The organism is Pseudomonas extremorientalis (assembly GCF_001870465.1).
In the GTDB taxonomy this organism is placed as follows: Bacteria; Pseudomonadota; Gammaproteobacteria; order Pseudomonadales; family Pseudomonadaceae; genus Aquipseudomonas; species Aquipseudomonas extremorientalis.
Window position 1 is genome coordinate 51689 of sequence record NZ_MDGK01000037.1, and the last position, 21015, is coordinate 72703.

General features: G+C 61.3%; 17 protein-coding genes and 1 tRNA gene. 14 read left to right on the plus strand and 4 right to left on the minus strand.

Annotation, left to right across the window (positions count from 1 at the left end):
• The first annotated feature begins 12 nt into the window (after nucleotides 1-12).
• The 3 genes from rpoD (at nucleotide 13) to BFN10_RS14440 (ending at nucleotide 5821) form a co-directional block, all read left to right on the plus strand.
• Nucleotides 13-1863 carry an RNA polymerase sigma factor RpoD gene (gene rpoD / locus BFN10_RS14430; RefSeq protein ID WP_071490246.1) on the plus strand — a complete coding sequence of 617 codons (1851 nt, stop codon included), beginning with the start codon at nucleotides 13-15 and terminating at the stop codon, nucleotides 1861-1863.
• A gap of 121 nt (nucleotides 1864-1984) precedes the next feature.
• Nucleotides 1985-5728: an EAL domain-containing protein gene (locus BFN10_RS14435; protein WP_071490247.1), complete on the plus strand. Its 3744-nt coding sequence runs from the start codon at nucleotides 1985-1987 to the stop codon at nucleotides 5726-5728.
• Nucleotides 5729-5744: 16 nt separating this feature from the next.
• Nucleotides 5745-5821, plus strand: a tRNA-Ile gene (locus BFN10_RS14440).
• A gap of 45 nt (nucleotides 5822-5866) precedes the next feature.
• Here the strand turns inward: BFN10_RS14440 and BFN10_RS14445 are convergent.
• Complete coding sequence (locus BFN10_RS14445; protein WP_071490248.1) at nucleotides 5867-6292, minus strand: VOC family protein; 426 nt, start codon at nucleotides 6290-6292, stop codon at nucleotides 5867-5869.
• Between the two features lie 112 nt (nucleotides 6293-6404).
• On the opposite strand from BFN10_RS14445, the gene BFN10_RS14450 reads away from it, so the two are divergent.
• From BFN10_RS14450 to pqqE, 10 genes are all read left to right on the plus strand, one after another.
• Nucleotides 6405-7274, plus strand: a complete 870-nt coding sequence (locus tag BFN10_RS14450; RefSeq protein ID WP_071490249.1) for a LysR family transcriptional regulator — start codon at nucleotides 6405-6407, stop codon at nucleotides 7272-7274.
• A gap of 37 nt (nucleotides 7275-7311) precedes the next feature.
• Nucleotides 7312-7758, plus strand: coding sequence for an Lrp/AsnC family transcriptional regulator (locus BFN10_RS14455; RefSeq protein ID WP_010206997.1), 447 nt, complete (start codon nucleotides 7312-7314; stop codon nucleotides 7756-7758).
• Between the two features lie 167 nt (nucleotides 7759-7925).
• A complete protein-coding gene (locus BFN10_RS14460) occupies nucleotides 7926-9608 on the plus strand; it encodes a flavin monoamine oxidase family protein (protein WP_071490480.1) in 1683 nt (560 codons plus the stop codon).
• A 10-nt stretch (nucleotides 9609-9618) separates the two neighbouring features.
• A complete protein-coding gene (locus tag BFN10_RS14465; protein WP_071490251.1) occupies nucleotides 9619-10413 on the plus strand; it encodes a carbon-nitrogen hydrolase family protein in 795 nt (264 codons plus the stop codon).
• 48 nt (nucleotides 10414-10461) lie between these two features.
• Entirely contained in the window at nucleotides 10462-12810 is a 2349-nt protein-coding gene (gene pqqF / locus BFN10_RS14470; RefSeq protein WP_071490252.1) for a pyrroloquinoline quinone biosynthesis protein PqqF, read from the plus strand.
• Nucleotides 12811-12969: 159 nt separating this feature from the next.
• Nucleotides 12970-13044: a pyrroloquinoline quinone precursor peptide PqqA gene (gene pqqA, locus BFN10_RS28830; protein WP_003194766.1), complete on the plus strand. Its 75-nt coding sequence runs from the start codon at nucleotides 12970-12972 to the stop codon at nucleotides 13042-13044.
• 66 nt (nucleotides 13045-13110) lie between these two features.
• Nucleotides 13111-14022, plus strand: coding sequence for a pyrroloquinoline quinone biosynthesis protein PqqB (gene pqqB / locus BFN10_RS14475; protein ID WP_058424746.1), 912 nt, complete (start codon nucleotides 13111-13113; stop codon nucleotides 14020-14022).
• An 11-nt stretch (nucleotides 14023-14033) separates the two neighbouring features.
• The gene (gene pqqC / locus BFN10_RS14480; protein ID WP_071490253.1) at nucleotides 14034-14786 is read left to right on the plus strand and encodes a pyrroloquinoline-quinone synthase PqqC; all 753 of its coding nucleotides are present in this window, start codon (nucleotides 14034-14036) and stop codon (nucleotides 14784-14786) included.
• Nucleotides 14783-15058, plus strand: coding sequence for a pyrroloquinoline quinone biosynthesis peptide chaperone PqqD (gene pqqD / locus BFN10_RS14485; RefSeq protein WP_071490254.1), 276 nt, complete (start codon nucleotides 14783-14785; stop codon nucleotides 15056-15058). The genes pqqC and pqqD overlap by 4 nt, the downstream gene beginning before the upstream one ends.
• Nucleotides 15051-16181: a pyrroloquinoline quinone biosynthesis protein PqqE gene (gene pqqE / locus BFN10_RS14490; protein WP_071490255.1), complete on the plus strand. Its 1131-nt coding sequence runs from the start codon at nucleotides 15051-15053 to the stop codon at nucleotides 16179-16181. Before pqqD ends, pqqE begins: the two co-directional genes overlap by 8 nt.
• 5 nt (nucleotides 16182-16186) lie before the next feature.
• Here pqqE and BFN10_RS14495 read toward each other — a convergent pair whose 3' ends face one another.
• Nucleotides 16187-16345, minus strand: coding sequence for a YqaE/Pmp3 family membrane protein (locus tag BFN10_RS14495; protein ID WP_003228885.1), 159 nt, complete (start codon nucleotides 16343-16345; stop codon nucleotides 16187-16189).
• A 173-nt stretch (nucleotides 16346-16518) separates the two neighbouring features.
• The gene (locus tag BFN10_RS14500; RefSeq protein ID WP_071490256.1) at nucleotides 16519-17781 is read right to left on the minus strand and encodes an aspartate aminotransferase family protein; all 1263 of its coding nucleotides are present in this window, start codon (nucleotides 17779-17781) and stop codon (nucleotides 16519-16521) included.
• Nucleotides 17782-17990: 209 nt separating this feature from the next.
• On the opposite strand from BFN10_RS14500, the gene BFN10_RS14505 reads away from it, so the two are divergent.
• Nucleotides 17991-18890, plus strand: coding sequence for a LysR family transcriptional regulator (locus BFN10_RS14505; RefSeq protein WP_071490257.1), 900 nt, complete (start codon nucleotides 17991-17993; stop codon nucleotides 18888-18890).
• Between the two features lie 226 nt (nucleotides 18891-19116).
• Here BFN10_RS14505 and BFN10_RS14510 read toward each other — a convergent pair whose 3' ends face one another.
• Entirely contained in the window at nucleotides 19117-20895 is a 1779-nt protein-coding gene (locus BFN10_RS14510; protein WP_071490258.1) for an acyl-CoA dehydrogenase C-terminal domain-containing protein, read from the minus strand.
• Between the last annotated feature and the right edge of the window lie 120 nt (nucleotides 20896-21015).

Genomic DNA, 21015 nt, shown 5'->3' on the forward strand with positions numbered 1-21015 from the left:
GGATAGGGTGTTATGTCCGGAAAAGCGCAACAGCAGTCACGTATCAAAGAGTTGATCGTTCTCGGTCGTGAGCAGGGTTACCTGACTTACGCGGAGGTCAACGACCACCTGCCTGAGGATATTTCAGATCCAGAGCAGGTGGAAGACATCATCCGCATGATTAACGACATGGGGATCAACGTATTCGAAGCTGCGCCAGATAAGGATTCCCTTATGCTGGCGGACGCCGATACCGACGAGGCTGCCGCAGAAGAAGCGGCTGCCGCGCTGGCTGCTGTGGAGACCGATATCGGTCGTACCACCGACCCTGTGCGCATGTATATGCGTGAAATGGGTACCGTCGAGCTGCTGACACGCGAAGGCGAAATCGAAATCGCCAAGCGTATCGAAGAGGGTATCCGTGAAGTGATGGGCGCAATCGCGCACTTCCCAGGCACGGTTGACCACATTCTCTCCGAGTACACCCGCGTCACCACCGAAGGTGGTCGCCTGTCCGACGTCCTGAGCGGTTATATCGACCCGGATGACGGCATTGCGCCGCCTGCCGCCGAAGTACCGCCGCCTGTCGATGCCAAGGCTGCGAAAGCGGACGACGATTCCGAAGACGACGACGCTGAAGCCAGCGGCGACGATGAAGACGAAGTCGAAAGCGGTCCGGACCCGATCATCGCTGCCCAGCGTTTCGGTGCGGTTTCCGATCAAATGGAAATCACCCGCAAGGCCCTGAAAAAGCACGGTCGCGCCAACAAGCAGGCAATTGCCGAGCTGGTGGCCCTGGCAGAGCTGTTCATGCCGATCAAGCTGGTGCCGAAGCAATTCGAAGGCCTGGTTGAGCGTGTTCGAAGTGCCCTGGAGCGTCTGCGTGCCCAAGAGCGCGCAATCATGCAACTGTGCGTGCGTGATGCCCGCATGCCGCGTGCCGACTTCCTGCGCCAGTTCCCGGGCAACGAAGTAGACGAAAGCTGGACCGACGCACTGGCCAAAGGCAAGGCGAAATACGCTGAAGCCATCGGTCGCCTGCAGCCGGACATCATCCGTTGCCAGCAGAAGCTGACTGCGCTTGAGACCGAAACCGGTCTGACGATAGCCGAGATCAAGGACATCAACCGTCGCATGTCGATCGGCGAGGCCAAGGCCCGCCGCGCGAAGAAAGAGATGGTTGAAGCCAACCTGCGTCTGGTGATCTCCATCGCGAAGAAGTACACCAACCGTGGCCTGCAATTCCTCGACCTGATCCAGGAAGGCAACATCGGCTTGATGAAGGCTGTGGACAAGTTCGAATACCGTCGCGGCTACAAGTTCTCGACTTATGCCACCTGGTGGATCCGTCAGGCGATCACTCGCTCGATCGCCGACCAGGCCCGCACCATCCGTATTCCGGTGCACATGATCGAGACGATCAACAAGCTCAACCGTATTTCCCGGCAGATGTTGCAGGAAATGGGTCGCGAACCGACCCCGGAAGAGCTGGGCGAACGCATGGAAATGCCTGAGGATAAAATCCGTAAGGTATTGAAGATCGCTAAAGAGCCGATCTCCATGGAAACCCCGATCGGTGATGACGAAGACTCCCACTTGGGTGACTTCATCGAAGACTCGACCATGCAGTCGCCAATCGATGTCGCCACCGTTGAGAGTCTTAAAGAAGCGACTCGCGACGTACTGTCCGGCCTCACTGCCCGTGAAGCCAAGGTACTGCGCATGCGTTTCGGCATCGACATGAATACCGACCACACCCTTGAGGAAGTCGGTAAGCAGTTTGACGTGACCCGCGAGCGGATCCGTCAGATCGAAGCCAAGGCGCTGCGCAAGTTGCGCCACCCGACGCGAAGCGAGCATCTGCGCTCCTTCCTCGACGAGTGACACCAGAACCCCCGGCCCAGGCCGGGGGTTTTGTTTTGTATAGATAAAATCCCTCGCAACGCCCCTCCCCCGCAATGCCCGTCTACACTCGAAACATTCCCCGTGCCATAACGAGACCGTTATGCCCAGATTGCCGACTGTGTTACTGCTGTCGCTGCTGACCTGGACCGCAACGGCTGGCGCGTTGACTCTCACTGATGATGAGCGTGGCTGGTTGGCGGACCATCAGGAGCTGCGCCTGGGGGTGGACGCGTCATGGCCACCCTTTGAGTACCGTGACGAAGAAGGTCGCTACCAAGGTTTGGCGGCGGATTACGTGCGCCTGATCCAGGATCGCCTGGGCATACGGGTCAAGCTGATCGAACCGGTGAACTGGAGCGCGGTGCTGGAGCTGGCCCGCAACAACCAGCTCGACCTGCTGCCCGGCATCATGTCCACACCCGAACGCCAAGGCTACATGGCGTTCACTCGCCCGTACCTGGACTTCCCCATCGTCATCCTGGCCCACGAAGGCGGGGCCAGACCGCGCAACCTGAAGGATCTCTATGGGCTGAAGATTGCCGTGGTGGAAAACTACGCGCCCCATGAACTGTTGCGCACGCACCATCCCGACCTCAACCTGGTGGCCATGCCGAATGTGAGTTCGACGCTGCAAGCCTTGGCCACGGACGAAGTGGATGCGGTTGTCGGCGACCTCGCCTCAAGCGTCTGGAGCCTGCGCCAACTCAAGCTCGACGGTTTGTACGTCAGCGGCGAAACGCCCTACCGCTATCAGTTGGCGATGGGCGTACCACGCGACAACAAAATACTGGTGGGCATCCTCGACAAGGTACTGGCCGACCTTGGCCCGCAGGAAACCGACGCGATCCAGCAACATTGGGTCGGCAGCTTTACCGACCATCGCACCTTCTGGACCGACTTGCTGACTTACGGCCTGCCCGCCGTGTTGCTGCTGAGCACCGTACTGGCCGTGGTAATCCGGATCAATCGCCGGCTCAGTTCGGAAATCTCCCGCCGCGTAGCCCTCGAACAGGAACTGCGCAGCAGCGAGTACCACTATCGCGGCCTGGTGGAGAGCTTGTCCGCGATTGCCTGGGAAGCCAGCGTCACCGACTTCACCTACAGCTATGTATCACCCCACGCTGAGGAACTGTTGGGTTACCCACGGGCCCACTGGCTGATTCCGGGCTTCTGGCGCAACATCATTCACCCCGCCGACCTGATTCGCACCGAATCCTACTGCCAACGCGAAACCCGCGCCAACCGTGACCACAGCGTTGATTACCGGGTCATCACCGCTGACAACCGTTGCTTGTGGGTGCGTGACATCGTCAGCCTCATCGAGCACGGCCATGAGCCCGTGCTGCGCGGCTTGATGATCGACATCAGTGAGGCAAAGCGCACCGAAGAGGCCCTGCAACTGTCTGAGCAGAAGTTCGCCTCGGTGTTCCAGCAATGCCCGGACATCCTGGTGATTGCACGGCTGTCCGACGGCTGCCTGCTGGAGGTGAACAAAGCGTTCGAGGACCAGGTCGGGCTAACAGCCGAACATGTCGTGGGTAAAACCGCTACCGAGCTGAACATCTGGGGCATCCAGGGCGCAGGCCCCGATCTGCTGCAGCGGTTGCAGACCACCAGCATCCGCAACCTGGAAATGCCCTTCCTGCGCAGCAATGGCCAGGCCTTCACCGGTCTGATTTCCGCCGAACCGTTTCAACTCGACACTACAGAGGCCATCGTGGTGGTGGTGCGCGACATCACCCAACTCAAGGAAACCCAGCAACAGCTGCAAACCTCCGAGGAGAAATTCGCCAAGGCCTTCCACGCCTCCCCCGACGGCTTGCTGTTGAGCCGCCAGCGCGATGGCCTGCTGATAGAAGTGAACGATGGTTTCAGCCGGATCACAGGTTTCAACAGCGCCGCCTCCGTCGATCAGTCCACCTTGGACCTGGGCATCTGGGTCGACCTCAACGAACGCAAACACATGCTCGAACTGATGCAGCGCGATGGCTTTGTGCGCGACTTCATCTGCCACATACGCCGCAGCGATGGTCAGATTCGCCTGTGCGAGCTATCCAGCCGCCCACTGCCGATTGGCGATGACGACTGCATGCTGACCATCGCCCGAGACATCACCGAACGCCAACTGATGCAGGAAAAACTGCAACAAGCTGCCACCGTGTTCGAGAGCACAGCCGAAGGTGTGTTGATCACCGACACCCGGCAGAACATCAGCGCCGTCAACCGTGCCTTCAGTGAAATCACCGGCTACAGCGAGGCCGAAGCCCTCGGCAATACCCCGCGCCTACTCGCTTCCGGGCTGCATGACAGCGCGTTTTATGCGGCGATGTGGCATCAATTGACCGCCCACGGACATTGGCAAGGCGAGATTTCCAACCGTCGCAAGAACGGCGAGTTGTACCCCAGTTGGCTGACCATCAGTGCCGTGCGCAACCGCGACCAGTTGATCACGCACTTCGTCGCGGTGTTCGCCGACATCTCCAGCCTCAAACTGGCCCAGGCCCGCCTCGACTACCAGGCGCATCACGACCCATTGACCGGCCTGCCCAACCGCACGCTGTTCGAAAGCCGACTGCAGGCCGCCCTCAACGGTCACCAGGAAACCGGCAAACAGGGCGCCGTGCTGTTTCTTGACCTGGACCGCTTCAAACACATCAACGACAGCCTCGGCCATCCGATCGGCGACCTGCTGCTCAAAGACATCGCCGTCCGCCTCAAGGAACAACTGCGCGACATCGACACCGTGGCACGCTTGGGCGGCGACGAATTCATCATCCTGCTCCCAGGCCTGCAACACGCGAGTGACGCCGAATACCTGGCGAATAAGCTGTTGGCCTGCTTTACACCGCCGTTCCAGGCCGGCGAGCACGAGTTCTTTATCAGCGCCAGCATCGGCACCAGCCTGTACCCGCAGGACGGCACCGACGTCGCCACCCTGGTCAAGAATGCCGACGCCGCGATGTATCGCTCCAAGGCCAAGGGGCGCAACCGGGTCGAAAGCTACACCCGCGACCTCACCGCCCAGGCCAACGAGCGCGTGGCGCTGGAACATGAACTGCGCCGCGCCATCGAGCGCAACGAACTGACCCTGTACTACCAGCCGAAACGGAGCCTGATCACCCAGGAACTGATCGGTGCCGAAGCATTGATCCGCTGGCATCACCCCACGTTTGGCGACGTACCGCCCGAACACTTCATCGCCCTCGCCGAAGAGAACGGCATGATCCTGCAGATCGGTGATTGGGTGCTGGAACAGGCCTGCCGACAACTGCACGCCTGGCAAGGCACCTTCGACGAGTTCGGCCCACTGTCGGTGAACCTGGCTGGCGCCCAACTGCGTCACCCCGGCTTGCTGGCGCGCATCGAACAGCTATTGCGCGACTACCGACTCGACCCGGGCTGCCTGCAACTGGAGATCACCGAAAACTTCATCATGAGCCAGGCCGAAGAAGCGCTGGAGGTGCTGCACCAACTCAAAGACCTCGGCGTACAACTGGCAATCGATGACTTCGGCACCGGCTACTCCTCCCTCAGCTACCTCAAGCGCCTGCCCCTGGATTACCTGAAGATCGACCAATCCTTCGTCCGCGGCCTGCCCGACGACCCCCACGACGCCGCCATCGTACGCGCCATCATCGCCCTGGGCCACAGCATGCAATTCACCATCATCGCCGAAGGCGTGGAGAACCCCGCACAGCAGGCCTTCCTCGCTGCCGAAGGCTGCGAACAGATGCAAGGCTACATCGTCAGCCTGCCGCTACCGCCGGAGCTTTTTGCTGCTACGTTTCTTCGTATAAGCATTGAGGATTTTTCGGATGGCACAGCGGGGAAACCATCGTTATAATCCGCGACCTGTTACAGGGCCTATAGCTCAGTTGGTCAGAGCAGAGGACTCATAATCCTTTGGTCCACGGTTCAAGTCCGTGTGGGCCCACCAAACAAGAAAGCCGCGCGATGCGCGGCTTTCGTGTGTCTGGCCGCCTCACTTCGCAAACAACTGCCCAATATCCTTGAACGCCTTGAACTCCAGCGCGTTCCCACACGGATCAAACAGAAACAACGTCGCCTGCTCCCCCACCTGCCCCTTGAACCGAATATGTGGCTCCAGCACGAAGCGGGTTTGCCGCGCCTGCAAGCGTTCCGCCAAGGCATGCCAGTCTTCCCATCCCAGTACCACGCCAAAATGCGGCACGGGTACGTTGTGGCCGTCGACTGCGTTGGTGTGGGCTGATTCCTGGGAGGCGGTCTTGGGGTGTTCGTGGATCACCAGTTGGTGGCCGAAGAAGTTGAAGTCGACCCAATGATCGCTTGAGCGTCCTTCCTCGAGGCCAAACACGTCACCATAGAAGCTCCGCGCAGCGGCGAGGTCGTATACCGGGATTGCCAGGTGGAAAGGTGCAAGTGTCATCAGGTCAAACCTCTATGGGCGTTAAGTGCCTCGATTTTAGCCTTGCTGCCAACGATGAAAAGACGATAGTTTTTGCGCCGAGCTCAAATTATTTCGATCAATCGAGACGCCCATGCTGCGTGAACTGAAGACCTTTATCGCAGTAACCCGTCACGGCACATTCGCGGCGGCCGGTATGCATATCGGGCTGACGCAGTCGGCGGTGAGTGCGCAGATTCGTCAGTTGGAGCAGGCGCTCGGTGTGCCGCTGTTCGACCGTACCGGGCGCCAGGCTACGTTGAATGCGGCGGGATTGCGCGCCTTGCCACTGGCGAGAGAGATCCTGGAGACCTTCAACCGCATGACGGTGCCGGTGGACGCCAACGAGTACCGGGGTGAGTTGAAAGTGGGCGCCATCACCACCGCGCAGACGGGCCTGCTGCCCCAGGCACTGGTGCGTTTGCGTCAGGCGGCACCGACGGTGGAGTGCAAGTTGATACCGGGCGTGTCCCTGGAGTTGTTGAGCCAGGTGGACGCCGGTGAGCTGGACTCGGCGATCATCATCCGCCCGCCCTTCGACCTGCCCAAGGAGCTGCACGTGCAGGTGCTGCGCAAGGAGCCGTTCGCGCTGATCGTGCCTCACACGTTGGCGGGTGATGACCCGTTGCAGTTGCTCGCGACACAGCCCCATGTGCGCTATGACCGTGCTTCGTTTGGTGGGCGCCTGGTCAGCCGGTTCCTGAAGGCGCACAAACTCGATGTGCAGGTAGCATTGGAGTTGGATGAGCTGGAAGCCATCGTCAAGATGGTCGAATGCGGCCTGGGCGTATCGCTGATTCCTCAGGCCGGGTTGTGGCTGGAACGCTCGCCCAACGTGCGAATCATCCCATTGGGCAGCCGGACCTTTTACCGCGAAATCATCCTGCTGAGCCGCTACAGTCAACGCCACCTGCCCGTACCGCAACTGTTCACGCGCTGCCTGCTCGCCGACGCCAACCTGTAAGATGCCAACCCATTGCCCGCCTATCGGAGCCCTCGCCTTGCCCGCCCTAGATGAAATCGACCGCCAACTGATCGCCGCCCTGCAGATCAACGCCCGCGAAAGCGTGGCCATGCTAGCCCGGCAGTTGGGCATCGCGCGCACCACGGTGACGTCGCGCCTGGCACGCCTGGAGAAAACCCAGGTGATCACCGGTTATGGCGTGCGCCTTGGGCAACGCGTGGTTGATGGTGGTTTGCAGGCTTACGTCGGGATCACCGTACAAGCGCGCTCGGGCAAGGAAGTGTTGCGCCGGTTGAGTGCCATGGCCCAGGTGCAGCAGTTGTGCGCGGTGAGTGGAGAGTTCGATTACGTGGCTTGGCTGCGCACGGATTCGCCCGAACAGTTGGACCAATTGCTGGACCAGATCGGCAGTGTGGACGGGGTGGAGAAAACCACTACGTCGATCATCCTGAGTAACAAATTGGATCGCGGTCAACCAATCTGATCAACAGGTTCGTCATTTCGACTAAAAACAGATCAATCCGACGACACATTGCGTCTTATTAACGCACGCTACGCTCCCTAAACTGGCTGCCATCTTTTCCTATACTCAGCGGGTCACGCCCGCCAGGTCGCCAGTAAGGGTCAGCCATGAGCATTCCGTCCAGCACCATCAGCAAGACCAATCGCCACCCCGCCGACGGCAAGAAACCCATCACCATCTTTGGCCCGGACTTTCCGTTCGCCTTCGATGACTGGATCGAACATCCCGCGGGCCTGGGCAGCATCCCCGCCGCCCACCACGGCGCCGAAGTGGCGATCGTCGGCGCCGGCATCGCGGGTCTGGTGGCCGCCTACGAACTGATGAAGCTGGGCCTCAAGCCGGTGGTGTACGAAGCCTCGAAAATGGGCGGCCGCCTGCGCTCTCAGGCCTTTGAAGGCGCCGAAGGTATCATCGCCGAGTTGGGCGGCATGCGCTTTCCGGTGTCGTCGACGGCGTTCTACCACTATGTGGACAAGCTCGGCCTGGAAACCAAACCTTTCCCCAATCCGCTGACCCCGGCCTCCGGCAGCACGGTCATCGACCTTGAAGGCCAGACCCACTACGCGCAAAAGCTCTCCGACTTGCCGGTACTGTTCCAGGAAGTCGCGGACGCCTGGGCCGATGCGCTGGAAGCCGGTTCGCAGTTCGGTGATATCCAGCAGGCCATCCGCGACCGCGACGTGCCGCGCCTCAAGGAGCTGTGGAACAAGCTGGTGCCGCTGTGGGACGACCGCACCTTCTACGACTTCGTCGCCACCTCCAAGGCGTTCGCCAAGTTGTCGTTCCTGCACCGTGAAGTCTTCGGCCAGGTGGGTTTCGGCACCGGCGGCTGGGACTCTGACTTCCCCAATTCGATGCTGGAAATCTTCCGCGTGGTGATGACCAACTGCGACGACCACCAACACCTGGTGGTCGGCGGCGTAGCCCAGGTGCCGATGGGCATCTGGCGCCATGTACCGGAGCGCTGCGCCCATTGGCCGGCCGGCACCAGCCTGAGTTCACTGCATCGCGGCGCGCCACGCGCGGGCGTCAAACGTATCGCCCATGCCGCCGATGGCCGTTTTGCCGTCACCGACAACTATGGCGACACCCGCGAATACGCCGCCGTGCTGACCACCTGCCAGAGCTGGCTGCTGACCACCCAGATCGAATGCGACGAAAGCCTGTTCTCGCAAAAAATGTGGATGGCCCTGGACCGCACACGCTACATGCAATCATCGAAAACCTTTGTGATGGTCGACCGCCCGTTCTGGAAGGACAAAGACCCGGAAACCGGCCGTGACCTGATGAGCATGACCCTCACCGACCGCCTGACCCGTGGCACCTACCTGTTCGATAACGGCGACGACAAGCCGGGGGTGATCTGCCTGTCGTACTCGTGGATGAGCGACGCCCTGAAAATGCTGCCGCAGCCCATCGACAAGCGGGTGAAACTTGCCCTCGACGCGCTGAAAAAGATCTACCCGAAAGTCGATATCAAGGCACGCATTATCGGCGATCCAATCACCGTGTCCTGGGAAGCCGACCCGCACTTCCTCGGGGCTTTCAAGGGCGCGTTGCCGGGTCACTATCGCTATAACCAGCGCATGTATGCACACTTCATGCAGAAGGACATGCCCGCCGAACAACGTGGGATTTTTATCGCTGGTGATGATGTGTCCTGGACGCCGGCCTGGGTGGAGGGCGCGGTGCAAACCTCACTGAACGCGGTGTGGGGCATCATGACCCACTTCGGCGGCAGCACTCACCCCGAGAACCCGGGGCCGGGTGATGTGTTCGATGAAATCGGGCCGATTGCCCTGGCGGATTAAGGAGTTGAACATGCGCGTCGCCCTGTACCAATGCCCGCCGCTGCCGCTGGATGTGGCCGGCAACCTCAAGCGCCTGCACCAACTGGCGCACGAGGCATCCGATGCCGATGTACTGGTGCTGCCGGAGATGTTCCTGAGCGGCTACAACATCGGTGCCGAGGCCGTTGGCGCCTTGGCCGAGACGCAGGACGGGCCGTCGGCGCAGGCCATTGCCGAACTGGCCAAAAGCGCCGGGCTGGCGATTTTGTACGGCTACCCTGAGCGGGCCGCAGATGGCCAGATCTACAACGCCGTGCAGTTGATCGACGCCCACGGCCAGCGCCTGTGCAACTACCGCAAGACCCATCTGTTTGGTGATCTGGACCATTCGATGTTCAGCGCCGGTGAGGATGATTTCCCACTGGTAGAACTCAACGGCTGGAAGCTCGGTTTCCTGATCTGCTATGACCTGGAGTTCCCGGAAAACACCCGGCGCCTGGCCCTGGCTGGCGCTGAGCTGATCCTGGTGCCCACTGCCAACATGGTGCCGTTCGATTTTGTCGCCGATGTCACCGTGCGGGCGCGGGCCTTTGAAAACCAGTGTTATGTGGCCTACGCCAATTACTGCGGGCATGAAGGCGAGATCCAGTACTGCGGGCAGAGCAGCATTGCTGCACCGAATGGCCAGCGTATTGCCCAGGCCGGCCTGGACGAAGCGCTGATCGTCGGGAAGTTGGAGCGCCAATCGCTCCTCGACGCCCGCAGTGCCAATCACTACCTGCAAGATCGCCGCCCCGAGTTGTACGGCGCGCTGCACAAGCCCTGATCCAGCCGGTTTGCTAGCATAGGCGCATTCTCTGTTTCGGAAGTGCCCATGCCTGCGCCGGCCCACCCTCATTACCTTCACCTGACCCTGGCCAACGGCTTGCGGGTTTCCTTGCGTCACGCCCCACGGTTAAAGCGTTGCGCCGCCGTGCTGAGGGTGGCGGCCGGCAGCCACGACGTGCCACTGGCATGGCCGGGACTGGCGCATTTCCTGGAGCATTTGCTGTTCCTCGGGACCGAGCGTTTTCCCACAAGCGAAGGGTTGATGGCCTACGTGCAACGCCATGGAGGCCAGGTCAATGCCAGCACCCGTGAGCGCACTACGGACTTTTTCTTTGAACTGCCGGCTGCCACGTTTGCCGGGGGCCTGGAGCGCTTGGCCGACATGCTGACCCATCCGCGCCTGGCGCTGGAGGACCAACTGCGCGAGCGCGAGGTGCTGCACGCGGAGTTTATCGCCTGGTCCCAGGATGCAACGGCACAAGAGCAAGTGGCACTACTGGAAGGTCTGGCGTCGGATCATCCGCTGCGGGGTTTCCATGCGGGCAACCGCGACAGCCTGCCAGTAGAGCGTGAGACATTTCAGCAAGCCCTGCGGGAATTTCATACGCAGTTCTATCAGAGTGGGCAGATGACCTTGAGCCTGGCCGGCCCACAATCGCTGGAGGCACTGGAAGGCTTGGCACAGCGGTTCAGTGAGCACCTGATCTCAGGACTTCCGCGTGTGCAATCCGCGCCACCGGCCTTGATGCAGGGGCAAGCCCAGCGCTATCGGCACATCGCCAATGATCACCTGCATCAGGTCATCACGTGCAATGCACCCCGGGAAGCACTGGCATTCCTCTGCACCTGGCTTAACGCTTCGGCACCCGGTGGCTTGCTGGCGGAGCTGAAAGCGCAGCAACTGGCGAGCGCACTGCAGGCGTCGGTGCTGTATCACTTCGCTGGGCAAGCGGTGCTGGCTATCGACTTTACACTCAGTGGTCCCGCTGAATCGGCGACACACGTCGAGGCGTTGCTGTACGACTGGCTGGCCTTTTTCGCACATAGCGACTGGACGGCGTTGCGCGAAGAATTCGCACTGCTGGCCGTTCGCCAACAACAGACCCAAGGCGCTCTGGCCTTGGCCCGAAACGACAACCAAGGCCTGTCGGAACTGGATGTCGCCGCCCTCAAGGCCATGCTGGATTCGCTGCACCTGCCGCCCTCTACACTCACTTGGCAGTTGCCGCCGAACAACCCCTTCCTGCGTCCGCCGGTCAAGGAAGAACGCGCCGGCCTGATCCGCGGCCAGACCAGCGCCCACCGAGGCTTGCGCACGTTTGCCCAGGATCGCTCCAGAGGGCGTCGTGATGCATCGGCGTTGACCTTCAGCCAGGCATTGGCGGACGACAGCAACGAAGGAGCATTGTATCTGCAATGGCAATCAGCTCCGCCACACCCGGAAAACGCGTTGCAGTCGTTGCGCGACAATGCCCGCCAGGCGGGTGTCGAAGTGTCGTTCGAAAACCTGGGCAGTCACTGGCGGGTGAAAATGGTCGGGCTACAGGAGCCGATCCCAGCAGTTCTGGAAGTGCTGGCGCAACGCCTGGGCGATCCGCAAGAGGCACAAGCCGCCGCGCCGCCCATGATCGCCATCCGCGAATTGCTCAAGACGCTGCCCGCTTGCTGCACCTCGACCACGTCCGAACCAGCCTCGTGGGACTCCGCACGTTGGCACGGCCTGGGGCTGGGTTTCTCTACCTCCCATGAAGCCTTGATCAAAACTGCTGCGGCCCGCCTGCCGGGGCAACCCGCGAGCCTCAATCACGTCGCGCCATCCCTGAGCGGCCAACGTATCTGGCATGAGGTGCAAACCGACTCAAACGAAGCCGCGTTGCTGCTGTTTTGTCCAACGCCAAGCCAATCCTTGGCGGACGAAGCCGCATGGCGACTACTCGGCCATCTGCTCCAGGCGCCGTTCTACCAACGCCTGCGGGTAGAGCTGCAAATCGGCTACGCCGTGTTCAGCAGCATCCGACAGATAAACGGCCAGACCGGCCTGCTGTTCGGTGTGCAATCCCCTGGCCTGTCCCTGTCGGGCATCGCCGATCACCTGAACACCTTCCTCAAGCAACTGCCGGCGCTGATCGACCGCAGCGACGACCTGGGCAACCTGGCGTTGGCCGAGCAGTTCTGCGCACGGACGCTGCCCAACGACCAAGCCGCCGAACTGCTGTGGCATGCCCATCTGGCGGGCCATCCGTCGGACTACCTGGTTCAACTTCAAGCCCGGATCCAAACCTGTACCCGCGAAACATTGCAGCATGCCGCGCAACAATTAAACGACGCCGCAGGCGGCTGGCGCTGCATCGCCAACGGCCCGCGCATCTCGACTGCGTGGCAAGCGGCAGGGTGATCATTGCCGCCCCTGCAAAAGGCTTTCTCCCTCAAGACAGCGCTAACTTGAAAAGAATTGAGTAATATTCCCACGCACACATCTGAACATCTCCGACTGGAGGTGGACTATATGTATTACTTGGTAGTAAACGTCCCATCCCTTCGTAGGAGTAAGAATATGACCTGGTCCAAACCTGCTTACACTGATCTGCGCATCGGTTTCGAAGTCACCATGTACTTCGCCAGCCGTTAATCCGCTGGGTACTACAACGCCTCGGTTCGCCCGGGGCGTTTTTGTTTTGAGCTTGATGGAGCGACCATGTTTGTCCAGATTCTAGGTTCCGCCGCCGGCGGTGGTTTCCCGCAGTGGAACTGCAACTGCGTGAACTGCGCGGGTTTTCGTGATGGCAGCCTGCGGGCCCAGGCGCGTACCCAGTCGTCCATCGCGATCTCCGACGATGGCGTGAATTGGGTGCTGTGCAATGCCTCGCCGGATATCCGCGCGCAACTCCAGGGCTTTGCACCGATGCAACCCGGCCGCGCCCTGCGCGATACCGGCATCAGCGCGATCATCCTGATGGACAGCCAGATCGACCACACCACCGGCCTGCTGAGCCTGCGCGAAGGCTGCCCGCACCAGGTGTGGTGCACCGACATGGTCCATGAAGACCTCAGCACCGGTTTCCCGCTGTTCAGCATGCTCACCCACTGGAACGGCGGCCTGGCCTGGAACCGCATCGAGCTGGACGCCAGCTTCACCATCCCGGCCTGCCCCAATCTGCGCTTCACCCCGCTGCCCCTGCGCAGCGCAGCCCCACCCTACTCGCCACACCGCTTCGACCCGCACCCCGGCGACAACATCGGCCTGATCGTCGAAGACCTGCGCACCGGCGGCAAGCTGTTCTACGCCCCGGGCCTGGGCAAGGTCGACGCGCCATTGCTGGAGATCATGGCCGGCAGCGACTGTCTTCTGGTGGACGGCACCATGTGGGATGACGATGAAATGCAGCGCCGTGGCGTTGGCACCCGCACCGGCCGCGAGATGGGCCACCTGGCGCAAAACGGCCCCGGCGGCATGCTTGAAGTGCTGGAACAGTTGCCCGAGCAGCGCAAGGTGCTTATCCACATCAACAACACCAACCCGATCCTCGATGAAGACTCCCCCGAGCGAGCGGAGCTGGTGCGGCGCAATGTCGAAGTGGCTTACGACGGCATGAGCATTGAATTGTAGGAGCTGACGAGATGACTGACACGCCATTGACCACCGCCGAATTCGAAGCCGCCCTGCGGGCCAAGGGCGCCTTCTACCATATCCATCACCCGTATCACGTGGCGATGTACGAAGGCCGCGCCACCCGCGAGCAGATCCAGGGCTGGGTCGCCAACCGTTTCTATTATCAGGTGAATATCCCGCTCAAAGACGCCGCGATCCTGGCCAACTGCCCGGACCGTGAGATCCGTCGCGAGTGGATCCAGCGCCTGCTCGACCACGATGGCGCCCCCGGTGAGGACGGCGGCATCGAAGCCTGGCTGCGCCTGGGCCAGGCGGTGGGCCTCGACCCCGACCAACTACGCTCGCAGGAGTTGGTACTGCCTGGCGTACGATTCGCGGTAGACGCCTACGTCAACTTCGCCCGTCGCGCCAGTTGGCAGGAAGCCGCGAGCAGCTCGCTGACCGAGCTGTTCGCGCCGCAGATCCACCAGTCGCGCCTCGATAGCTGGCCGCAGCATTACCCCTGGATCGACCCGGCCGGCTATGAATATTTCCGCACCCGCCTGGGCCAGGCCCGCCGCGATGTGGAACACGGGTTGGCAATTACCCTGCAGCACTACACCACTCGTGAAGGCCAGGAGCGCATGCTGGAGATTCTCCAGTTCAAACTCGACATCCTGTGGAGCATGCTCGATGCCATGAGCATGGCCTATGAACTCAAGCGCCCGCCATATCACAGCGTGACCGAGCAGCGGGTGTGGCATAAAGGGGTTACCCTATGAGCTTTGACCGCAGCAAGAAACCGACCTGGCGCCCAGGCTACCGTTACCAGTACGAGCCGGCGCAAAAAGGCCACGTGTTGCTCTACCCCGAAGGCATGATCAAGCTCAACGACAGCGCCGCATTGATTGGTGGCTTGATCGACGGCGAGCGCAACGTGGCGGCCATCATCGCCGAGCTGGAGAAACAATTTCCTGGTGTGCCTGAGCTCGGTGAAGACATCGAGCAGTTCATGGAGGTCGCCCGTGCTGAGCACTGGATCACCCTTGCCTGAAAAGCCGGCCATCGGCCTGCCGCTGTGGTTGCTGGCCGAGCTGACCTACCGCTGCCCGTTGCAGTGCCCGTACTGCTCCAACCCGTTGGACTTTGCCGAGCAGGGCAAGGAGCTGACGACCGAGCAGTGGTTCAAGGTGTTCCGCGAAGCCCGCGAGATGGGGGCCGCGCAGCTGGGGTTTTCCGGCGGTGAACCGCTGGTGCGCCAGGACCTGGCCGAGCTGATCGCTGAAGCGCGCAAACTGGGGTTCTACACCAACCTGATCACCTCGGGCATCGGCCTTACCGAGCAGAAGATCAGCGACTTCAAGAAAGCCGGCCTGGACCATATCCAGATCAGCTTCCAGGCCAGCGACGAACAGGTGAACAACCTGCTGGCCGGCTCGAAAAAAGCCTTCGCACAGAAACTGGAAATGGCCAGGGCCGTGAAGGCCCACGGCTACCCGATGGTGCTGAACTTCGTGACCCATCGGCACAATATCGACAAGATCGACCGCATCATCGAACTGTGCATTGCGCTGGAGGCCGACTTCGTGGAGCTCGCCACCTGCCAGTTCTACGGCTGGGCACAGCTCAATCGGGTGGGGTTGTTGCCGACCCGGCAGCAGCTGGTGCGCGCCGAACGCGTCACCAACGAATATCGCGCCCGGCTGGAAGCGGAAGGTCACCCGTGCAAGCTGATCTTCGTCACACCGGACTACTACGAAGAACGCCCGAAGGCCTGCATGAACGGCTGGGGCAGTATCTTTCTGACTGTGACGCCAGACGGCACCGCCCTGCCGTGTCACGGCGCCCGACAAATGCCGGTGCAATTTCCCAATGTGCGCGACCACAGCATGCAGCACATCTGGTACGACTCGTTCGGCTTCAACCGCTTTCGTGGCTACGACTGGATGCCCGAGCCGTGCCGTTCGTGCGATGAAAAAGAAAAGGACTTCGGCGGCTGCCGTTGCCAGGCCTTCATGCTCACCGGGGACGCGAGCAATGCCGACCCGGTGTGCAGCAAGTCCGAGCAGCACGGCATCATTCTGCAAGCGCGGGAAGAAGCCGAACACGCCACCCAGACCATCGAGCAGTTGGCCTTTCGCAATGAGCGCAACTCACGGCTTATCGCAAAAGGCTGACGGCCTCAGCGCTTGGCGATGATGTACACCGCGTGGACGATGCCCGGGATGTAGCCGCACAGGGTCAGCAGGATATTCAGCCAGAACGCGCCGCCGAAACCCACTTGCAGGAACACACCCAGTGGCGGCAACAGAATGGCGATGATGATACGAATGAAATCCATGGGATCAGCTCCAGAAAATCGGCTCGTGTGAGCCGTGTAGCTAATCGACCTTGGGCGTTCGTGAGGGTTCAGTGGGATCTGGCGTTGGGCCATCCGGGCAAAAAAAACGCCCCCAGCCAAAAGAATCAGGCCGGAGGCGTCGCGTAGACCGCGAGACGGTTCAGGAATAGGGGTTAAACAGCAATGCCCTTGCGGCATTGCAGTTGTGCGGTGCGCACGCGGGAGAAGGCACGGGCCAGGCGCAGGAGCATTTCGTCGATGTTGCTTTTGCTCACCGTGAGTGCCGGGGTGAAGCGCAGGCAGCCGGGCTGTGGGGCGTTGAGGATCAGGCCTTCGTGCAGGGCCGCTTTTACCACCGCATCCGCAGAATCATCCGACAGCGCCAGGCCCCACATCAGGCCGTGGCCGCGCAGCGGGCCGTGGTCGTAGCGATAGGCCAGGCGGGCAAGGCCTTCGCCGAGGTAAAGGCCGGACTCACGCACCTGTTCCAGAAAGCCGTGCTCCAGCACCGTATCGAATACCGCCCGCCCGGCCGATGCCATCAGCGCATTGCCGTGATGGGTGCCTTCCAGCTCGCCCACTTCAAAACAGCAGGCTTTACCACGCGCCAGCAGCGCCGCAAGGGGCACACCGCCGCCCAGGCCTTTGCCCAGGGTGATGATGTCCGCACGTACGCCGTATTGCTGTTCGGCGAGCAAGGTGCCGCAGCGGCCTATGCCGGTTTGCACCTCGTCGAGTATCAGCAGGATCCCCAGTTCACGGCACAGCCGCTCGACCCCTTTGAGATAGTGCTCCGTCGCGGGGATCACTCCGGCCTCGCCCTGGATCGGCTCCAGCAGGATGGCGACGGTTTGCGCGTCGACCGCGGCATGCAGGGCCGGCAGGTCGTTGAAGGGCACATGGCTGAAGCCCGGCAGTTGCGGCTCGAAGCGATTGGTACTCTCGCCCGCCGACGCCGACATCGCCGCAAAACTGCGACCATGGCAACCACCGCTCGCGCTGATGATGCGGTAAGCGCCACCACGATGCAGTTGACCCCATTTGCGCGCCAACTTGATCGCGGCTTCAACGGCTTCCGCGCCGCTGTTGAGCAGGTAGGCCTGGTCACTGCCGGTGCGATGGCACAGGCGCTCGGCAAGGTTGAGTTGAGCGCGGTTATGCAAGCCGTTGCCTGGGTTGATCAGCGCCTGAGTCTGGTCGGCCAGCGCCTTGATCAACACCTGTGGGCTGTGGCCGAGGCTGTTGGCTGCGTTGCCCTGGCTGAAATCCAGGTAGGCCCGGTCGTCACTGTCCCAGAGCCAGGAACCCTGGCCGCGCACGAATACTTGCGGCGGCCGTGCGACGGAGGGCATCAGGGATTCGTTGGGAGGATTATCGCTGGGTGTCTCCAGAACTAAATCGTCCAGGCTCGGCGCGGGGCGACGGAATAGATTCATGGCTCGCCCCCAATAGCAACTGGGCCTTGGTCGGTGCGAGGTGCCAACATTGCCTTGAGGTTTTTTGTCTTGCCTATGTAAACGCCATCAATATAAACGCTGTTCATTGCCCGATCCGGCCCTGTAAGCCCTGCGAATAGGCGCTAGACTAGGCATCTCGGGGGCCAGCGGCCATTTCGATTTTCCAGCTTTTTCGATAAGTAAGCCTTATGGATTTCAAGCAACTGCGTTATTTCGTCGCGGTGTATGAGGAGGGCCATGTAGGCCGTGCTGCGGAGCGTCTGTCGATCTCCCAGCCGGCGCTGTCCCAGCAGATTCGCCAGTTGGAGCAGAACCTGGATGTGAGCCTGTTCGAACGCAGCAGCAAGCGCCTGCTACCGACACTGGCGGCGCATACGCTGTACAACCACGCCTTGCCGCTGATTGATGGCATGCAACAGGCAGTTGAGGCCCTGCGCAACTTCAAGGGCCAGGCGATGCGCACGCTGGCCATCGGCGTGCTGCAAACCGTGCACACCAGCCTGGTCCCGCAGATGCTCGAGCGCGTGCGCAAGGCCCAGCCGCATTTGGTGGTGCAGATCTACGAATTGACCGGGCTCGAAATTGAGCGGCGGCTACTCAACGGCTCGCTGGATATCGGCATCAGTTACCTGCCGCCACGCCAGCCGGGGTTGCACGGCGTGTTGCTGTACGAAGACGAGTTGAAGGTGGTCATCCCCGAAGACCATCCCTTGCGGGAATTCAAGAAAGTCTCACTGAAGCAGGCGGCGGAGTTGCCGATGTTGCTGTTGGGGGAAGAGTTTCAGGTGCGGCAGATCTGGCAGGGCCAGCTGTCCAACCTCGGGCGACGCCCGCAAGTCCAGGCGGAACTCAACACCATGGTGGGGATCCTCGACAGCCTGCCTCACACAAAACTGGCGACGGTGCTGCCGGGGCGCTCCCAGGATGAACACAACAGCCAGGCGCTGCTTTGGAAGCCCTTGAGTGAACCCAGGGTGCCGCTGAAAGTCGGTCTGGTGTGCCGCGATGTGCAGCGCCAGCAGGCGACGGTGGCGTTGCTGCGCACCTTGCTGGAAGACGTGATGAATGCCCCGCAGGCGCCTGCCTGACTTTTTCGCGGGCAAAAGAAAACCCCGCCGAAGCGGGGCTTTGCAGACTGTTTCCCTGACATCCATTTCACTCCGCCGTCCTGGCAGAATCCTACGTGTCCGTGTTGTTGCTTTGCGCTTCCTGCGCGACGTCCATGTGAAGTAGATTATCCGTGGATCCAATATGGCGATAGAGGACGAATAGCAGCACGTCATGTAAGAGAATGCTTACACGCCCTTCAAGCCCTTAGAACAAGGCTTCATCCAGCAAAAACAGTGATTCGCTACCGGCCTTTACCGACGCACTCAGCGAGTGGATGCGTGGCAACAGGCGCGCAAAGTAGAAACGCGCAGTCCCCAGTTTGCTGGCGTAGAAGTCTTCTTGCGACTCCTTGCCCAACGCGGCCTTGGCCATGCGAGCCCACATATAGGCATACGCCATGTAGCCAAAGGCATGCAGGTACTCCACCGACGCCGCGCCGATTTCATTGGGGTTGGCCTTGGCGCGGTCCAGCACCCAGGCGGTCAGCTCATCCAGGTTGTCCACCGCCGCGCCCAACGGCTTGGTGAATTCGGCCAGCTCGGCACCCGCCGAGGCAATGAACGCGCGGATCTCATCGGCAAACAGGGTGTAGAACGCCCCGCCACTGCCGACGATCTTGCGCCCCATCAGGTCCAGGGCCTGGATGCCGTTGGTGCCTTCGTAGATCTGGGTGATGCGCACATCGCGCACCAGTTGCTCCTGGCCCCACTCACGAATGTAACCGTGGCCGCCAAATACCTGTTGGCCCAGCACAGTGGTTTCCAGGCCCAGGTCGCTCAGGAACGCCTTGGCCACCGGCGTCAGCAGTGCCACCAGGTTATCCGCACGCTCGCGGGCAGCGGCGTCGTCGCTGAACTTGGCGATGTCCAGTTGCGTCGCCACGTAGGTGGAGAACGCACGGCCACCTTCGTTGGCGGCCTTCATGGTGAGCAGCATGCGCCTTACGTCCGGGTGCACGATGATCGGGTCGGCCATTTTGTCTTTGGCCTGGGCGCCGGTCGGTGCACGGCTTTGCAGGCGGTCGCGGGCGTACTCGATAGCGTTCTGGTAGGAACGCTCGCCGGACGCCAGGCCCTGGATACCGACACCCAGGCGCTCGTAGTTCATCATGGTGAACATCGCCGCCAGACCACGGTTCGGCTCGCCGACCAGGTAACCCACGGCCTCGTCGAAGTTCATCACGCAGGTCGCCGACGCCTGGATCCCCATCTTGTGCTCGATGGAACCACAGCTCACGGCATTGCGTGCGCCCAGGCTGCCGTCGGTGTTCACCATGAACTTCGGCACCAGGAACAGCGAAATCCCCTTGGGCCCCGCCGGCGCGTCCGGCAGCTTGGCCAGTACCAGGTGGATGATGTTATCGGTGAGGTCGTGTTCACCGCCGGTGATGAAGATCTTGGTGCCGCTGACTGTGTAGGAGCCGTCCGCCTGCGGCTCAGCTTTGGTGCGGATCATCCCCAGGTCGGTCCCGGCGTGGGCCTCGGTCAGGCACATGGAACCAGCCCACTCACCGGAATACATCTTCGGCAGGTAAGCGGCCTTGAGCGATTCGCTGGCGTGGGTGTTGATCGACACGCAGGCGCCGGAGGTCAGCATCGGGTACAGGCCGAACGCCAGGCTCGACGAGTTGATCATCTCTTCGACCTGGGCCGACACGGCCTTGGGCATGCCCATGCCGCCGAACGCAGGGTCGCCGCCTACACCCACCCAACCGCCTTCAGCGTAGGTTTTGTAGGCTTGCGGGAAACCGTCCGGCGTAAATACCGCTGTGTTATCCCAACGGCAACCTTGTTCATCGCCACCACGGCTGAGCGGGGCGATGGATTTGGCGGTGACCTTGCCGGCTTCTTCGAGGATGGCCTCTACGGTTTCGGCGTCAACGGTGTCTGCCAATGCCGGCAACTGGGCCCAAGTGGTGGCGACCTCAAAGACTTCGTTGAGGACGAAGCGCATATCACGCAGCGGCGCTTTGTAATCAGCCATGGCAAACCTCGTGAGAACGTGAAAAGTAATTCGGTAAGAGTCGGTTTTACAGGCTCAGAGTGTACCCGAACAACTTTTCAGACACATAGGGTCCACTTGTGACTGATTGGTATTTTTAAG